The following is a 15689-nucleotide window of genomic DNA, read 5'->3' on the forward strand; positions in this document are numbered from 1 at the left end:
ATCAAAAATGAAGCAAGACCCAAAAGGGGCTTGCTTCAATATTGTGCTGGGAGTCTTGCGAGCTAGAACCTGGCGAGGCGCAAGGAGGTGAGGATGCGGAGTTTACTTTAGTAAATGAGCAATCCGAACCTACTTGCAACGCTGCCAGGCCGACGCGCAGCAGACCACCAAAGACAAAGCCGGCTCAAGGCCGGCTTTGTCTTTTTTCGCTGCTTACCAGCTGGCTTTCACCAGGCCCGGTACGTCACCGCGCATAGCTGCTTCACGCAGCTTGTTACGCGACAGACCGAACTTACGGTATACACCGTGCGGACGGCCAGTGATGCGGCAACGGTTACGCAGGCGCGAGGCACTGGCGTCACGCGGTTGCTTCTGCAGAGCGACCTGGGCTTCCCAACGCGCTTCCGGACTGGTGTTCGGGTTAGCGATGGTAGCTTTCAGCTCAGCACGCTTCTTGGCGTACTTGGCAACCGTTTGCTGACGCTTCAGCTCGCGGTTCTTCATGCTTGTCTTGGCCATTGTCCAGGACTCCGATCAGTTGCGGAACGGGAAGTTGAAAGCACGCAGCAGAGCGCGGCCTTCATCATCGTTACGGGCAGTGGTAGTCAGGGTGATGTCCAGACCACGCAGCGCATCGATCTTGTCGTAATCGATTTCCGGGAAGATGATCTGCTCTTTCACGCCCATGCTGTAGTTGCCACGGCCATCGAAGGACTTGGCATTCAGGCCGCGGAAGTCACGCACGCGCGGCAGGGAGATGGACAGCAGACGATCCAGGAACTCGTACATACGCTCGCGACGCAGAGTGACCTTGACGCCAATCGGCCAACCTTCACGAACCTTGAAACCAGCGATCGATTTGCGGGCATGGGTCACAACGACTTTCTGACCGGTGATCTTCTCGAGGTCGGCAACAGCGTTTTCGATGATCTTCTTGTCACCGATCGCTTCGCCCAGGCCCATGTTCAGGGTGATCTTGGTGATGCGCGGAACTTCCATCACGTTCGCCAGCTTCAGTTCTTCCTTCAGCTTGGGCGCGATTTCCTTCCGGTAAATCTCTTTCAGTCGTGCCATGGTATTTACCTACGGATTCTCAAGCGCCAACCGGCTTCTGGGTGGACTTGAAGACACGAATTTTCTTGCCGTCTTCGACCTTGAAGCCAACGCGGTCAGCCTTGTTGGTTTCAGTGTTGAAAATGGCAACGTTGGAAGCGTGCAGAGGCGCTTCTTTCTCGACGATACCGCCTTGAACGCCCGACATCGGGTTCGGCTTGGTATGACGCTTCACCAGGTTGATGCCACCGACGACCAGACGGTCGTCAGCGAGAACCTTGAGCACCTTACCGCGCTTACCTTTGTCTTTACCGGCGATCACGATGATCTCGTCGTCACGACGAATCTTTTGCATGTCGGATCTCCTTAAAGCACTTCAGGGGCGAGCGAGACGATCTTCATGAACTTCTCGGAACGCAGTTCACGGGTCACTGGCCCGAAGATACGGGTACCGATCGGCTCTTGCTTGTTGTTCAGCAGAACAGCAGCGTTGCCGTCGAAGCGGATGATCGAACCGTCAGCACGGCGAACACCGTGACGGGTACGAACGACCACTGCGGTCATGACCTGACCTTTCTTCACTTTGCCGCGCGGAATTGCTTCCTTGACGGTGACCTTGATGATGTCGCCGATGCCGGCGTAGCGACGATGAGAGCCGCCCAGCACCTTGATGCACATAACACGACGTGCACCACTGTTGTCAGCCACATCGAGCATGGATTGAGTCTGAATCATAAAATTTCTCCGACCCCTAGCCCTTAGACTTCAACGGCGCGTTCGACGACTTCAACCAGAGCCCAGGACTTGGTCTTGGACTGCGGACGGGTTTCGCGAATGGAAACCTTGTCGCCGATCTTGCACTGGTTGGATTCGTCGTGAGCGTGCAGTTTGGTCGAACGCTTGACGTATTTACCGTAGATCGGGTGCTTTACACGGCGCTCGATCAGAACGGTGATGGTCTTGTCCATCTTGTCGCTGACAACACGGCCGGTCAGCGTACGGACTGTTTTTTCGGCTTCAGCCATGATCACTTACCTGCCTGCTGGTTGAGCACAGTTTTCACACGAGCGATGTCGCGCTTAACTTGCGAGAGCAGGTGAGACTGCCCCAACTGGCCAGTTGCCTTCTGCATACGCAGATTGAACTGGTCACGCAGCAGACCGAGTAGTTGCTCGTTCAGTTGCTGCGCAGATTTTTCACGAAGTTCGGTCGCTTTCATCACATCACCGTCCGCTTAACAAAGGTGGTGGCGAGCGGCAGCTTTGCAGCAGCCAGGGCGAAAGCCTCACGCGCCAGCTCTTCGGAAACGCCTTCGATCTCGTACAGGACTTTGCCTGGCTGGATCTGGGCTACCCAATATTCGACGCCACCCTTACCTTTACCCATCCGCACTTCGAGAGGCTTCTTGGTAACCGGCTTGTCCGGGAATACGCGAATCCAGATCTTGCCGCCACGTTTTACGTGACGAGTCAGAGCACGACGAGCGGACTCGATTTGACGGGCGGTGAGACGACCGCGGGCTACGGACTTCAGCGCGAACTCGCCGAAGCTGACCTTGCTACCGCGCTGAGCCAGACCACGGTTGTGGCCGGTCATCTGCTTGCGGAACTTCGTACGCTTTGGTTGCAACATGATGCGTACTCCTTATTTCTTAGCAGCTTTACGAGGAGCGGGCGCTTGCGGCTTCAGCTCTTCAGTGCGGCCACCAATGACCTCACCCTTGAAGATCCAAACCTTGACGCCGATCACACCGTAAGTGGTGTGCGCTTCGTAGGTGGCGTAATCGATATCTGCACGCAGGGTGTGCAGCGGCACACGACCTTCGCGATACCACTCGGTACGGGCGATTTCAGCGCCACCGAGACGACCACTCACCTGGATCTTGATGCCCTTGGCACCAATGCGCATGGCGTTCTGTACGGCGCGCTTCATGGCGCGACGGAACATAACGCGACGCTCCAGCTGCTGAGCTACGCTCTGTGCAACCAGCATACCGTCGAGCTCCGGCTTGCGGATCTCTTCGATGTTGATGTGCACCGGCACACCCATTTGCTTGGTCAGGTCCTGACGCAGCTTCTCAACATCTTCACCTTTCTTGCCGATCACGATACCGGGACGAGCGGTGTGGATGGTGATGCGTGCGGTTTGAGCCGGACGAGCGATGTCGATACGGCTAACGGACGCGCTTTTTAGTTTGTCTTGCAGGTATGCACGAACCTTCAGGTCGGCGTTCAGGTAGTCGGCGTAATTGCGACCATCTGCATACCAGACCGAAGTGTGATCCTTGACGATTCCCAGGCGGATGCCAACGGGATGTACTTTCTGACCCATCTGATCGACTCCGTTACTTGTCCGCAACCTTGACAGTGATATGGCAAGACCGCTTGACGATGCGATCAGCACGGCCTTTGGCACGCGGCATGATGCGCTTAAGCGAACGCCCTTCGTTGACGAAAACGGTGCTGACCTTCAGGTCATCAACGTCTGCGCCTTCGTTGTGCTCGGCGTTGGCAACGGCCGACTCCAGCACTTTCTTCATGATCTCGGCGGCTTTCTTACTGCTGAAAGCCAGGAGGTTGAGCGCTTCGCCCACCTTCTTCCCGCGGATCTGGTCGGCGACCAAGCGGGCTTTCTGGGCGGAGATGCGAGCGCCCGACAACTTAGCGGCTACTTCCATTTCCTTACCCCTTAACGCTTGGCTTTCTTGTCGGCCACGTGACCACGATAGGTACGGGTGCCGGCAAATTCGCCCAGTTTGTGGCCGACCATGTCTTCGTTCACGAGAACCGGGACATGTTGACGACCGTTATGCACAGCGATGGTCAGACCGACCATCTGCGGCAGGATCATGGAACGACGCGACCAGGTTTTAACCGGCTTGCGATCGTTCTTTTCCACCGCCGCTTCGACCTTCTTCAGTAGGTGAAGATCGATAAAAGGACCTTTTTTCAGAGAACGTGGCACTGTCGTATCCCTCTATTTACTTGCGACGACGGACGATCATGTTGTCGGTGCGCTTGTTAGCACGGGTCTTCGCGCCCTTGGTCGGGAAGCCCCATGGCGACACCGGATGACGACCACCGGAGGTACGACCCTCACCACCACCGTGCGGGTGATCAACCGGGTTCATGGCAACACCACGAACAGTCGGACGAACACCGCGCCAGCGCTTGGCACCGGCCTTACCCAGCGAACGCAGGCTGTGCTCGGAGTTCGAGACTTCACCCAGGGTCGCACGGCACTCGGACAGGACTTTGCGCATTTCGCCGGAGCGCAGACGCAGAGTCACATAGGCACCTTCACGAGCGATCAGCTGAGCGGAAGCACCAGCGGAACGAGCGATCTGAGCACCTTTACCCGGCTTCAGCTCGATACCGTGAACGGTCGAACCCACCGGAATGTTGCGCAGTTGCAGGCTGTTGCCCGGCTTGATCGGTGCCATGTTACCGGCTACCAGTTGATCGCCAGCCACAACGCCTTTCGGGGCGATGATGTAGCGGCGCTCGCCGTCAGCGTATTTCAGCAGAGCGATGTGAGCAGTACGGTTCGGATCGTATTCCACGCGCTCGACGGTGGCAGGGATGCCATCCTTGTCGTTGCGACGGAAGTCGACCAGACGGTAATGCTGCTTGTGACCACCACCGATATGACGGGTGGTAATACGGCCATTGTTGTTACGACCACCGGACTTCGATTTTTTCTCGAGCAGCGGAGCGTACGGAGCGCCTTTGTGCAGCTCCTGATTGACCACCTTGACCACAAAACGGCGGCCAGCGGAAGTCGGTTTGCACTTAACGATTGCCATGATGCACCCCTTCCTTACTCAGCACTGCTGGTGAAATCGAGTTCTTGGCCCGGCTGAAGGGAGATAACCGCCTTCTTCCAGTCGTTACGCTTGCCCAGACCGCGAGCGGTGCGCTTGCTCTTACCCAGAACGTTCTGAGTAGTCACGCGCTCAACCTTCACGCCGAACAGGCCTTCGACAGCCTTCTTGATTTCCAGCTTGGTCGCATCGGTAGCGACTTTGAAAACGAACTGACCTTGTTTGTCAGCCAGAACCGTGGCCTTCTCGGAGATGTGCGGGCCAAGCAGCACTTTGAATACGCGTTCCTGGTTCATCCCAGCAGCTCCTCGAATTTCTTCACGGCCGAAACGGTGACCAGCACCTTTTCGTACGCGATCAGGCTGACCGGATCGGAACCCTGAACGTCACGTACGTCGACGTGCGGCAGGTTGCGGGCAGCCAGGTACAGGTTCTGATCAACGGCGTCGGAAACGATCAGCACGTCGTTCAGGCCCAGGCCATTGAGTTTGGCCAGCAGAGTCTTGGTCTTCGGTGCATCAACAGCGAAGTCTTCGACTACGACCAGACGATCAGTACGAACCAGCTCAGCAAGGATGGAGCGCAGGGCTGCGCGATACATCTTCTTGTTCAGCTTTTGGTCATGATTGCGGGTGGACGCTGCGAAGGTCACACCACCGCCACGCCAGATCGGACCACGGGTAGTACCCGCACGAGCACGACCAGTGCCCTTCTGACGCCATGGGCGCTTGCCGCCACCGGAAACGTCGGAACGGGACTTCTGACCTTTGGTGCCCTGACGGCCGCCAGCCATGTAGGCCACGACTGCTTGGTGAACCAGAGTCTCGTTGAACTCGCCACCGAAGGTCGCTTCGGACACTTCGATCGCCTGAGCGCCATTTACATTCAATTGCATCTCAGATACTCCCCTTACGCCTTGGCAGCCGGACGAACGATAACGTCGCCGCCAGTAGCGCCAGGAACGGCACCCTTGACCAGCAGCAGGTTACGCTCGGCGTCTACGCGCACGACTTCCAGGGACTGCACGGTCACGCGCTCAGCACCCAGATGACCGGACATCTTCTTGCCCTTGAATACGCGACCCGGGGTCTGGCACTGGCCAATGGAACCCGGAACACGGTGGGACACGGAGTTGCCGTGAGTGTTGTCTTGGCCGCGGAAGTTCCAACGCTTGATGGTACCGGCGAAGCCTTTACCTTTGGACTGACCGGTCACGTCGACCAGTTGACCAGCTTGGAAAATTTCAGCGTTGATCAGATCGCCAGCCTGGTACTCGCCTTCTTCAAGACGGAACTCCAGAACGGTACGACCTGCCGCGACGTTCGCCTTGGCGAAGTGGCCAGCTTGAGCCTTGCTGACACGGGAGGCACGACGCTCACCGACAGTGACCTGCACTGCACGATAGCCATCCGACTCCTCGTTTTTGAACTGGGTGACGCGATTCGGCTCGATCTCGATGACCGTAACCGGAATGGAGACACCTTCTTCGGTGAAAATGCGGGTCATGCCGCACTTACGACCGACTACACCAATAGTCATGTTGTAAACCTCATGAGTGTACGGGGCTTTCACCCGCTATGGCCGCCCATTTCAGAGCGTTACACGACTAAAACCGCCAGGTTTTAGCCGAGGCTGATCTGCACTTCCACGCCTGCCGCAAGGTCGAGCTTCATCAGCGCGTCAACGGTTTTATCCGTCGGCTGGACGATGTCCAGAACACGCTTATGAGTGCGGATTTCGTACTGATCGCGCGCGTCTTTGTTGACGTGCGGAGAGATCAGAACGGTGTACCGCTCCTTACGAGTAGGCAGAGGAATCGGACCACGCACCTGAGCACCAGTACGTTTCGCGGTTTCCACGATTTCCTGGGTAGATTGATCGATCAGGCGATGGTCAAAAGCCTTCAACCGAATACGGATTTGTTGGTTTTGCATTTTGACCTCAGATTCCAAGCTGCTAATCCCCACAGACGGACTACGCCCGCTCAAGGGAGGCGCAATTGTACGGATGCCCCCTGGGGGTGTCAACTTTTAACCAGTTCAAAAGAAAAGGGCCCCGAAGGGCCCTTTTCTCTACCGCGGATCTTCGATTACTCGACGATCTTGGCAACCACGCCAGCACCAACGGTACGACCACCTTCGCGAATTGCGAAGCGCAGGCCGTCTTCCATGGCGATCGGCTTGATCAGGGTGACAACCATTTTGATGTTGTCGCCCGGCATTACCATCTCAACGCCTTCCGGCAGTTCGCACGAACCGGTCACGTCAGTGGTACGGAAGTAGAACTGAGGACGGTAGCCTTTGAAGAACGGGGTGTGACGACCACCTTCTTCTTTGGACAGAACGTACACTTCAGCTTCGAACTTGGTGTGCGGCTTGATGGTGCCCGGCTTGGCCAGAACCTGACCACGCTCGACTTCATCACGCTTGGTGCCGCGCAGCAGCACGCCGCAGTTCTCACCAGCACGACCTTCGTCCAGCAGCTTGCGGAACATCTCAACGCCGGTGCAGGTGGTTTTGGTGGTCGGACGCAGACCAACGATTTCGATTTCTTCCTGGATCCTGACGATACCGCGCTCTACACGACCGGTAACTACAGTACCGCGACCGGAGATCGAGAACACGTCTTCGATCGGCATCAGGAACGGACGGTCGATAGCACGAACCGGCTCAGGAATGTAGCTGTCCAGAGTCTCAACCAGCTTCTTGACGGCAGTGGTGCCCAGCTCGTTGTCGTCTTCACCGTTCAGAGCCATCAGCGCGGAGCCGATGATGATCGGAGTGTCGTCACCCGGGAAATCGTAGGTGCTCAGCAGGTCGCGAACTTCCATCTCGACCAGCTCCAGCAGCTCAGCGTCGTCAACCATGTCAGCCTTGTTCAGGAAGACAACGATGTACGGAACGCCTACCTGACGGGACAGCAGGATGTGCTCACGGGTTTGCGGCATCGGGCCGTCGGCAGCCGAGCAGACCAGGATCGCGCCGTCCATCTGGGCAGCACCGGTGATCATGTTCTTCACGTAGTCGGCGTGACCCGGGCAGTCAACGTGCGCGTAGTGACGAATGTTGGAATCGTACTCTACGTGTGCAGTGTTGATGGTGATACCACGAGCCTTCTCTTCCGGAGCGCTATCGATCTTGTCGAAATCGACCTTGGCCGAACCGAAAACTTCGGAGCAGACGCGGGTCAGAGCAGCGGTCAGAGTGGTTTTACCGTGGTCAACGTGACCGATGGTGCCTACGTTGACGTGCGGTTTGTTACGTTCGAATTTTTCCTTAGCCACGACAGTAAACCTCTTACTTAAAGGGCGGGATTAGCCTTGTTTTTTAACCAGTGCTTCGACGATGTTCGCCGGAGCCTCTGCGTACTTGGAGAATTCCATGGAGTAGCTGGCGCGACCCTGGGACATGGAGCGAACGTCGGTAGCGTACCCAAACATCTCGCCCAGCGGAACTTCGGCACGGATAACCTTACCGGACACCGAATCTTCCATACCCTGGATCAGACCACGACGACGGTTCAGGTCGCCCATCACGTCACCCATGTAGTCCTCAGGAGTCACCACTTCTACCTTCATAATCGGCTCAAGCACCTTACCGCCACCCTTCTGGGCCAGTTGCTTGGTCGCCATGGAGGCAGCGATTTTGAACGCCATCTCGTTGGAGTCGACGTCGTGGTAGGAACCATCGAATACGGTCGCCTTCAGGCCGATCAGCGGATAGCCGGCAACGACGCCGTTCTTCATCTGCTCTTCGATACCCTTCTGGATCGCCGGGATGTATTCCTTCGGAACCACACCACCAACAACTTCGTTGGTGAACACCAGACCCTCGGTGATGTTGCCCTTGTCGTCCACGTCCGGAGTCGAGAAGCGAATCCAGCAGTGACCGAACTGACCGCGACCACCGGACTGACGAACGAACTTGCCTTCGATCTCGACAGCGTCCTTGGTGATGGTTTCACGGTAGGAAACCTGCGGCTTACCGATGTTGGCTTCGACGTTGAACTCGCGCTTCATGCGGTCAACGAGGATGTCCAGGTGCAGCTCACCCATACCGGAGATGATGGTCTGACCAGTTTCTTCGTCGGTCTTGACGCGGAACGACGGGTCTTCCTGAGCGAGTTTGCCCAGTGCGATACCCATCTTCTCCTGGTCGGCCTTGGTCTTCGGCTCTACTGCTACCGAGATGACCGGCTCCGGGAAGTCCATACGCTCGAGGATGATCGGCTTCTCTGGATCGCACAGGGTTTCACCAGTGGTGACGTCCTTCATGCCGATCAGAGCAGCGATGTCGCCAGCGCGCACTTCCTTGATCTCTTCACGCTGGTTGGCGTGCATCTGCACCATACGACCAACGCGCTCTTTCTTGCCCTTCACGGAGTTGATGACCGACTGGCCAGACTCCAGAACGCCCGAGTAAACGCGGACGAAGGTCAGCGTACCCACGAACGGGTCAGTCGCGATCTTGAACGCCAGAGCCGAGAACGGCTCGTTGTCGTCAGCGTGACGCTCGTCGTAGTCAGCCTCTTCGATCTGATCTTTCGGCTTGTCGGCCAGATCCGGGTGAATACCCTTGATCGCAGGGATCTCGGTCGGAGCAGGCAGAAAGTCGATAACGGCATCGAGAACCAGCGGAACGCCCTTGTTCTTGAAGGACGAACCACAGACAGCCGGAACGATCTCGCTAGCCAGAGTGCGCAGGCGCAGACCAGCCTTGATTTCCTCGACGGAGAGGTCGCCCTCTTCGAGGTACTTGTTCATCAGCTCTTCATTGGCTTCGGCAGCAGCCTCGACCATGTTGGAGCGCCACTCGTTGGCCAGGTCTACCAGCTCGGCAGGAATTTCTTCCTCACGATAGGTAGTACCCTTGTCGTCTTCGTTCCAGTAGATGGCCTTCATCTTGATCAGATCAACCTGACCTTCGAAGTTCTCTTCCGAACCGATAGCGATCTGAATTGGAACCGGGGTGTGACCCAGGCGGTTCTTGATCTGACCGACGACACGCAGGAAATTGGCACCAGCACGATCCATCTTGTTCACGTAGACGATACGCGGAACACCGTACTTGTTGGCCTGACGCCATACGGTTTCAGACTGCGGCTCAACGCCCGAAGTACCACAGAACACAACGACAGCACCATCGAGTACGCGCAGCGAGCGCTCTACTTCGATGGTGAAGTCAACGTGACCGGGGGTATCGATGACGTTTACGCGGTAGTTGTCGTACTGACCAACCGAACCTTTCCAGAAGGTGGTGATGGCAGCAGAAGTAATGGTAATACCACGCTCCTGCTCCTGAACCATCCAGTCGGTGGTCGCGGCGCCATCATGCACCTCGCCCATCTTGTGGCTCAGGCCTGTGTAGAACAGGATCCGCTCGGTAGTGGTGGTCTTGCCCGCGTCAACGTGAGCACAGATACCGATGTTACGGTAGCGGTTAATTGCTGTATTACGAGCCATAAAGCCCTCGCAAGGTTAGTGGAGCCGGAATTAGAAGCGGTAGTGCGAGAAAGCTTTGTTGGCCTCAGCCATACGGTGCACGTCTTCACGCTTCTTGACAGCAGCGCCTTTGCCTTCAGCAGCATCCAACAGCTCACCAGCCAGACGCAGAGCCATGGACTTCTCACCGCGCTTGCGCGCGAAGTCCACCAGCCAGCGCATAGCCAGGGCGTTACGACGGGACGGACGAACTTCGACCGGAACCTGGTAGGTAGCACCGCCTACACGGCGGGACTTGACTTCGACCAGCGGAGCGATGGCGTCGAGAGCTTTCTCGAAGATTTCCAGGGGATCGCTGTTCTTGCGTGCTTTGACAGTGTCCAGAGCACCGTAAACGATGCGCTCGGCCACGGCCTTCTTGCCGCTTTCCATCACGTGGTTCATGAATTTGGCGAGAATCTGACTTCCGTACTTCGGATCGTCCAGAATCTCACGCTTTGCTGCTACACGACGTCTTGGCATGATAAGCCCTCAAACGGTCTTCAGGTTAGCCCGGGACTGACGGCAAAACCGCGCCCGACCTTACTCTTATCGACTCAACTAAATATAAAGATTCAAGCAGCCTTATTTCGGACGCTTGGTACCGTACTTGGAACGACCTTGCTTACGGTCTTTGACGCCGGAGGTATCCAGCGAACCACGCACGGTGTGGTAGCGCACACCCGGAAGGTCCTTTACACGACCGCCACGGATCAGCACGACGCTGTGCTCTTGCAGGTTGTGGCCTTCACCACCGATGTACGAAGAAACTTCGTAACCATTGGTCAGACGCACGCGGCACACTTTACGCAGTGCCGAGTTAGGTTTCTTCGGCGTGGTGGTGTACACGCGGGTGCACACGCCACGACGCTGCGGGCAGTTCTGCAGCGCAGGCACGTCGGATTTCTCGACGATGCGCTTACGCGGCTGACGTACCAGCTGGTTGATAGTTGCCATCTACTAGCTCCACTGTTGTCTTTCGACGCTATTTACCTACACACAAATAAATTTGGCAGAGCCAAGCCCTGCCAAATTTAGGGGTGCATGAGTCTAAAGAGACCCGCGCCCCCAGTCAAGGCAAAGCCCCGCTAGCGAACTAGCGAGGCTTCGACTCAATTTCCGCTGGAGTTCAGCGCTTCGGTCAGTGCGGCTTCCACTTCACTGGCGCTGACACGTACCGGCTTGTCGGCTTCACGACGACGCTTGCGTTCGCTGTGGTAGGCCAGGCCGGTACCAGCCGGGATCAGACGACCCACGACCACGTTTTCTTTCAGACCGCGCAGGTAGTCGCGCTTGCCGGTTACCGCCGCTTCGGTCAGTACGCGGGTAGTTTCCTGGAAGGAAGCCGCGGAGATGAACGACTCGGTGGACAGCGAGGCCTTGGTGATACCCAGCAGTACACGAGTGTACTTGGCGACGAACTTGTCCTCTTCGGCCAGACGCTCGTTCTCGCCCAGAACCTGGGTGAGCTCCATCTGATCGCCTTTGATGAAGGACGAATCGCCCGACTCACTCACTTCGACCTTACGCAGCATCTGCCGCAGGATGGTCTCGATGTGCTTGTCGTTGATCTTCACGCCCTGCAGACGGTAAACGTCCTGGATCTCGTTGACGATGTACTTGGCCAGCGCGCTCACACCCAGCAGACGCAGGATATCGTGCGGATCGCTCGGGCCGTCGGAGATGACTTCACCGCGGTTCACTTGTTCGCCTTCGAAGACGTTCAGGTGACGCCACTTAGGAATCAGCTCCTCGTACGGATCGCTACCATCGGTCGGCGTGATGACCAGACGGCGCTTGCCCTTGGTCTCCTTGCCGAACGAGATGGTGCCGCTGATTTCCGCCAGGATCGAAGCTTCTTTCGGACGACGAGCTTCGAACAGGTCGGCAACGCGCGGCAGACCACCGGTGATGTCGCGAGTCTTCGAGGTTTCCTGCGGGATACGGGCGATAACGTCACCAACCGCGATCTGCGCACCATCCGCCACGCCGACCAGGGCGTTGGCAGGCAGGAAGTACTGAGCGGGAACGTCGGTACCCGGCAGCAGCAGTTCCTTGCCGTTGGCGTCGACCATCTTGATGGCCGGACGAATGTCCTTGCCAGCAGCCGGACGATCCTTCGGATCGAGAACCTCGATGTTGGTCAGACCGGTCAGTTCGTCGGTCTGGCGCTTGATGGTGATGCCCTCCTCCATGCCGACGAAGGTCACGGTACCCTTCATTTCGGTCACGATCGGGTGGGTGTGCGGATCCCACTTGGCGACGATGGCGCCAGCGTCGACCTTGTCGCCTTCCTTCACCGAAATCACGGCGCCGTACGGCAGCTTGTAGCGCTCGCGCTCACGACCGAACTCGTCAGCCACAGCCAGCTCGCCGGAGCGGGAAACCGCTACCAGATTGCCGTCCACGCGCTCGACGTGCTTGAGGTTGTGCAGACGGATCGCACCGCCGTTCTTCACCTGGACGCTGTCGGCAGCCGAAGTACGGCTGGCGGCACCACCGATGTGGAAGGTACGCATGGTGAGCTGGGTACCCGGCTCACCGATGGACTGGGCAGCGATAACGCCGACCGCTTCACCGATGTTGACGCGGTGACCACGGGCCAGATCGCGACCGTAGCACTTGGCGCAGATGCCATAGCGGGTTTCACAGGTGATCGGCGAACGCACGACGACTTCGTCGACGCTGTTCAGCTCGATGAACTCGACCCACTGCTCGTCGATCAGGGTGCCGGCCGGAACGATGACGTCTTCGGTGCCCGGCTTGAACACGTCCTTGGCGATGACACGACCCAGTACGCGCTCACCCAACGGCTCGACGACGTCGCCGCCTTCGATGTGCGGAGTCATCAGCAGACCGTGCTCGGTGCCGCAGTCGATCTCGGTCACCACCAGATCCTGCGCCACGTCGACCAGACGACGGGTCAGGTAACCGGAGTTCGCGGTCTTCAGTGCGGTATCCGCCAGGCCTTTACGAGCACCGTGGGTGGAGATGAAGTACTGCAGAACCGACAGACCTTCGCGGAAGTTCGCGGTGATCGGCGTCTCGATGATGGAGCCGTCCGGCTTGGCCATCAGACCACGCATACCGGCCAGCTGACGGATCTGGGCGGCACTACCACGAGCACCAGAGTCCGCCATCATGTACATGGAGTTGAAGGACTCCTGCTCGACGGTCTTGCCTTCGCGATCGACAACCGGCTCTTTCGAGAGGTTGGCCATCATCGCCTTGGAAACTTCGTCGTTGGCCTTCGACCAGAGGTCGATCACCTTGTTGTACTTCTCGCCCTGGGTGACCAGACCGGAGGCGTACTGCGATTCAATTTCCTTCACTTCCTCGGTAGCGGCGTCGATGATGCGCGCCTTCTCATCCGGGATGACGAAGTCGTTCACGCCGATCGACACACCGGAGATGGTCGAGTAGGCGAAACCGGTGTACATCAGCTGGTCGGCGAAGATGACGGTGTCCTTCAGACCCACGGTGCGGTAGCACTGGTTGATCAGCTTGGAGATCGCCTTCTTCTTCATCGACTGGTTGACCACGTCGTAGGACAGGCCAGCCGGTACGATCTGGAACAGCAGCGCACGGCCAACGGTGGTGTCGACGATGCGGGTATTCTTGGTGATCGAACCATCTTTCTCTTTGATGGTTTCGTTGATACGCACTTTCACACGGGCGTGCAGGGACGCTTCGCCGGCGCGGAATACGCGGTCGACTTCCTGCAGGTCGGCGAATACGCGACCTTCACCCTTGGCGTTCACCGCTTCACGGGTCATGTAGTACAGACCCAATACAACGTCCTGCGACGGCACGATGATTGGCTCACCGTTGGCGGGCGACAGGATGTTGTTGGTCGACATCATCAGTGCGCGCGCTTCGAGCTGGGCTTCCAGGGTCAGCGGCACGTGTACGGCCATCTGGTCACCGTCGAAGTCGGCGTTGTACGCGGCGCAGACCAGCGGGTGCAGCTGGATGGCTTTACCTTCGATCAGTACCGGCTCGAACGCCTGGATACCCAGACGGTGCAGGGTCGGTGCACGGTTGAGCAGGACGGGGTGTTCGCGGATCACTTCAGCGAGAACGTCCCAAACCTCCGGCAGCTCGCGCTCGACCATCTTCTTGGCGGCCTTGATGGTGGTCGCCAGACCACGCATTTCCAGCTTGCCGAAAATGAACGGTTTGAACAGCTCGAGAGCCATCTTCTTCGGCAGGCCGCACTGGTGCAGGCGCAGGGTCGGGCCCACAGTAATCACGGAACGACCGGAGTAGTCCACGCGCTTACCGAGCAGGTTCTGACGGAAGCGACCTTGCTTACCTTTGATCATGTCAGCCAGCGACTTCAGCGGACGCTTGTTCGAGCCAGTGATGGCGCGACCGCGACGGCCGTTGTCGAGCAGGGCATCAACCGCTTCCTGCAGCATGCGCTTTTCGTTGCGCACGATGATGTCCGGCGCCGACAGATCAAGCAGGCGCTTCAGACGGTTGTTACGGTTGATGACGCGGCGATACAGGTCGTTCAGATCGGAAGTGGCGAAACGGCCACCATCGAGCGGCACCAGCGGACGCAGATCCGGCGGCAGAACCGGCAGAACGGTCAGCACCATCCACTCCGGCAGGTTGCCGGAGTCCTTGAAGGCTTCCATCAGCTTCAGGCGTTTGGACAGCTTCTTGATCTTGGTCTCGGAGTTGGTCTGCGGAATCTCTTCACGCAGGCGGCCGATCTCGTGATCCAGGTCAATGGCGTGCAGCAGCTCGCGAACGGCCTCGGCGCCCATGCGCGCGTCGAAGTCATCACCGAACTCTTCCAGCGCTTCGAAGTACTGCTCGTCGTTCAGAAGCTGGCCCTTCTCGAGGGTGGTCATGCCAGGATCGATCACCACGTAGCTCTCGAAATAGAGCACGCGTTCGATATCACGCAGGGTCATGTCCATCAGCAGGCCGATACGGGACGGCAGCGACTTCAGGAACCAGATGTGGGCGACTGGCGAGGCGAGTTCGATGTGCGCCATGCGCTCACGACGAACCTTGGCCAGAGCAACTTCAACGCCGCACTTCTCGCAGATCACACCGCGGTGCTTGAGGCGCTTGTACTTGCCGCACAGGCACTCGTAGTCCTTGACCGGGCCAAAGATCTTGGCGCAGAACAGGCCGTCGCGCTCTGGCTTGAAGGTACGGTAGTTGATGGTTTCCGGCTTTTTAACTTCACCGAACGACCACGAACGGATCATCTCAGGCGAGGCCAATCCGATACGGATGGCGTCGAACTCTTCGATCTGACCCTGGTTTTTCAGCAAATTCAGTAGGTCTTTCAAGGCCTTTCCTCCTGGCGGAGCG

Annotated in this window: 20 protein-coding genes; all 20 read right to left on the minus strand. The window is 57.8% G+C overall.

All coding sequences use genetic code 11. The annotated features are described in order from the left end of the window. Positions 1-213 precede the first annotated feature (213 nt). Positions 214-519: a 30S ribosomal protein S14 gene (gene rpsN / locus HS968_RS22100; RefSeq protein ID WP_003463288.1), complete on the minus strand. Its 306-nt coding sequence runs from the start codon at positions 517-519 to the stop codon at positions 214-216. A gap of 15 nt (positions 520-534) precedes the next feature. Further along, positions 535-1074 (minus strand): 50S ribosomal protein L5, encoded by a 540-nt coding sequence (gene rplE / locus HS968_RS22105; RefSeq protein ID WP_017675614.1) that lies wholly within the window; start codon positions 1072-1074, stop codon positions 535-537. A gap of 19 nt (positions 1075-1093) precedes the next feature. Continuing rightward, on the minus strand, positions 1094-1408 hold the full coding sequence (rplX, locus tag HS968_RS22110) for a 50S ribosomal protein L24 (RefSeq protein ID WP_106738646.1): 315 nt from the start codon (positions 1406-1408) through the stop codon (positions 1094-1096). Between the two features lie 11 nt (positions 1409-1419). After that, the gene (gene rplN, locus HS968_RS22115) at positions 1420-1788 is read right to left on the minus strand and encodes a 50S ribosomal protein L14 (RefSeq protein WP_003243907.1); all 369 of its coding nucleotides are present in this window, start codon (positions 1786-1788) and stop codon (positions 1420-1422) included. A 23-nt stretch (positions 1789-1811) separates the two neighbouring features. After that, positions 1812-2078: a 30S ribosomal protein S17 gene (gene rpsQ / locus HS968_RS22120; RefSeq protein ID WP_106738645.1), complete on the minus strand. Its 267-nt coding sequence runs from the start codon at positions 2076-2078 to the stop codon at positions 1812-1814. A gap of 2 nt (positions 2079-2080) precedes the next feature. Next, positions 2081-2272, minus strand: a complete 192-nt coding sequence (gene rpmC / locus HS968_RS22125) for a 50S ribosomal protein L29 (RefSeq protein WP_106738644.1) — start codon at positions 2270-2272, stop codon at positions 2081-2083. After that, a complete protein-coding gene (gene rplP / locus HS968_RS22130) occupies positions 2272-2685 on the minus strand; it encodes a 50S ribosomal protein L16 (RefSeq protein ID WP_003243901.1) in 414 nt (137 codons plus the stop codon). The genes rpmC and rplP overlap by 1 nt, the downstream gene beginning before the upstream one ends. A 12-nt stretch (positions 2686-2697) precedes the next feature. Further along, positions 2698-3384: a 30S ribosomal protein S3 gene (gene rpsC, locus HS968_RS22135; protein WP_003243898.1), complete on the minus strand. Its 687-nt coding sequence runs from the start codon at positions 3382-3384 to the stop codon at positions 2698-2700. Positions 3385-3397: 13 nt separating this feature from the next. Then, complete coding sequence (rplV, locus tag HS968_RS22140) at positions 3398-3730, minus strand: 50S ribosomal protein L22 (protein WP_003103908.1); 333 nt, start codon at positions 3728-3730, stop codon at positions 3398-3400. Positions 3731-3741: 11 nt separating this feature from the next. Continuing rightward, positions 3742-4017: a 30S ribosomal protein S19 gene (rpsS, locus tag HS968_RS22145; RefSeq protein ID WP_031303186.1), complete on the minus strand. Its 276-nt coding sequence runs from the start codon at positions 4015-4017 to the stop codon at positions 3742-3744. Between the two features lie 16 nt (positions 4018-4033). Next, positions 4034-4858, minus strand: coding sequence for a 50S ribosomal protein L2 (rplB, locus tag HS968_RS22150; RefSeq protein ID WP_106738643.1), 825 nt, complete (start codon positions 4856-4858; stop codon positions 4034-4036). A gap of 14 nt (positions 4859-4872) precedes the next feature. Further along, positions 4873-5172 (minus strand): 50S ribosomal protein L23, encoded by a 300-nt coding sequence (rplW, locus tag HS968_RS22155; RefSeq protein ID WP_003463306.1) that lies wholly within the window; start codon positions 5170-5172, stop codon positions 4873-4875. Further along, positions 5169-5771: a 50S ribosomal protein L4 gene (rplD, locus tag HS968_RS22160; RefSeq protein ID WP_119694390.1), complete on the minus strand. Its 603-nt coding sequence runs from the start codon at positions 5769-5771 to the stop codon at positions 5169-5171. Before rplD ends, rplW begins: the two co-directional genes overlap by 4 nt. A 14-nt stretch (positions 5772-5785) precedes the next feature. Beyond that, the gene (gene rplC / locus HS968_RS22165) at positions 5786-6415 is read right to left on the minus strand and encodes a 50S ribosomal protein L3 (protein WP_119694389.1); all 630 of its coding nucleotides are present in this window, start codon (positions 6413-6415) and stop codon (positions 5786-5788) included. A gap of 83 nt (positions 6416-6498) precedes the next feature. Next, on the minus strand, positions 6499-6810 hold the full coding sequence (gene rpsJ / locus HS968_RS22170) for a 30S ribosomal protein S10 (protein WP_003243886.1): 312 nt from the start codon (positions 6808-6810) through the stop codon (positions 6499-6501). 155 nt (positions 6811-6965) lie between these two features. Beyond that, positions 6966-8159, minus strand: coding sequence for an elongation factor Tu (gene tuf, locus HS968_RS22175; protein ID WP_182368693.1), 1194 nt, complete (start codon positions 8157-8159; stop codon positions 6966-6968). Between the two features lie 30 nt (positions 8160-8189). Next, on the minus strand, positions 8190-10337 hold the full coding sequence (gene fusA, locus HS968_RS22180; protein ID WP_182368694.1) for an elongation factor G: 2148 nt from the start codon (positions 10335-10337) through the stop codon (positions 8190-8192). 30 nt (positions 10338-10367) lie between these two features. Continuing rightward, on the minus strand, positions 10368-10838 hold the full coding sequence (gene rpsG / locus HS968_RS22185) for a 30S ribosomal protein S7 (RefSeq protein WP_009397350.1): 471 nt from the start codon (positions 10836-10838) through the stop codon (positions 10368-10370). Between the two features lie 102 nt (positions 10839-10940). After that, the gene (gene rpsL / locus HS968_RS22190) at positions 10941-11312 is read right to left on the minus strand and encodes a 30S ribosomal protein S12 (protein ID WP_004373429.1); all 372 of its coding nucleotides are present in this window, start codon (positions 11310-11312) and stop codon (positions 10941-10943) included. 155 nt (positions 11313-11467) lie between these two features. Then, entirely contained in the window at positions 11468-15667 is a 4200-nt protein-coding gene (gene rpoC / locus HS968_RS22195; protein WP_119694387.1) for a DNA-directed RNA polymerase subunit beta', read from the minus strand. Between the last annotated feature and the right edge of the window lie 22 nt (positions 15668-15689).

The organism is Pseudomonas berkeleyensis, assembly GCF_014109765.1.
Lineage (GTDB): Bacteria > Pseudomonadota > Gammaproteobacteria > Pseudomonadales > Pseudomonadaceae > Aquipseudomonas > Aquipseudomonas berkeleyensis.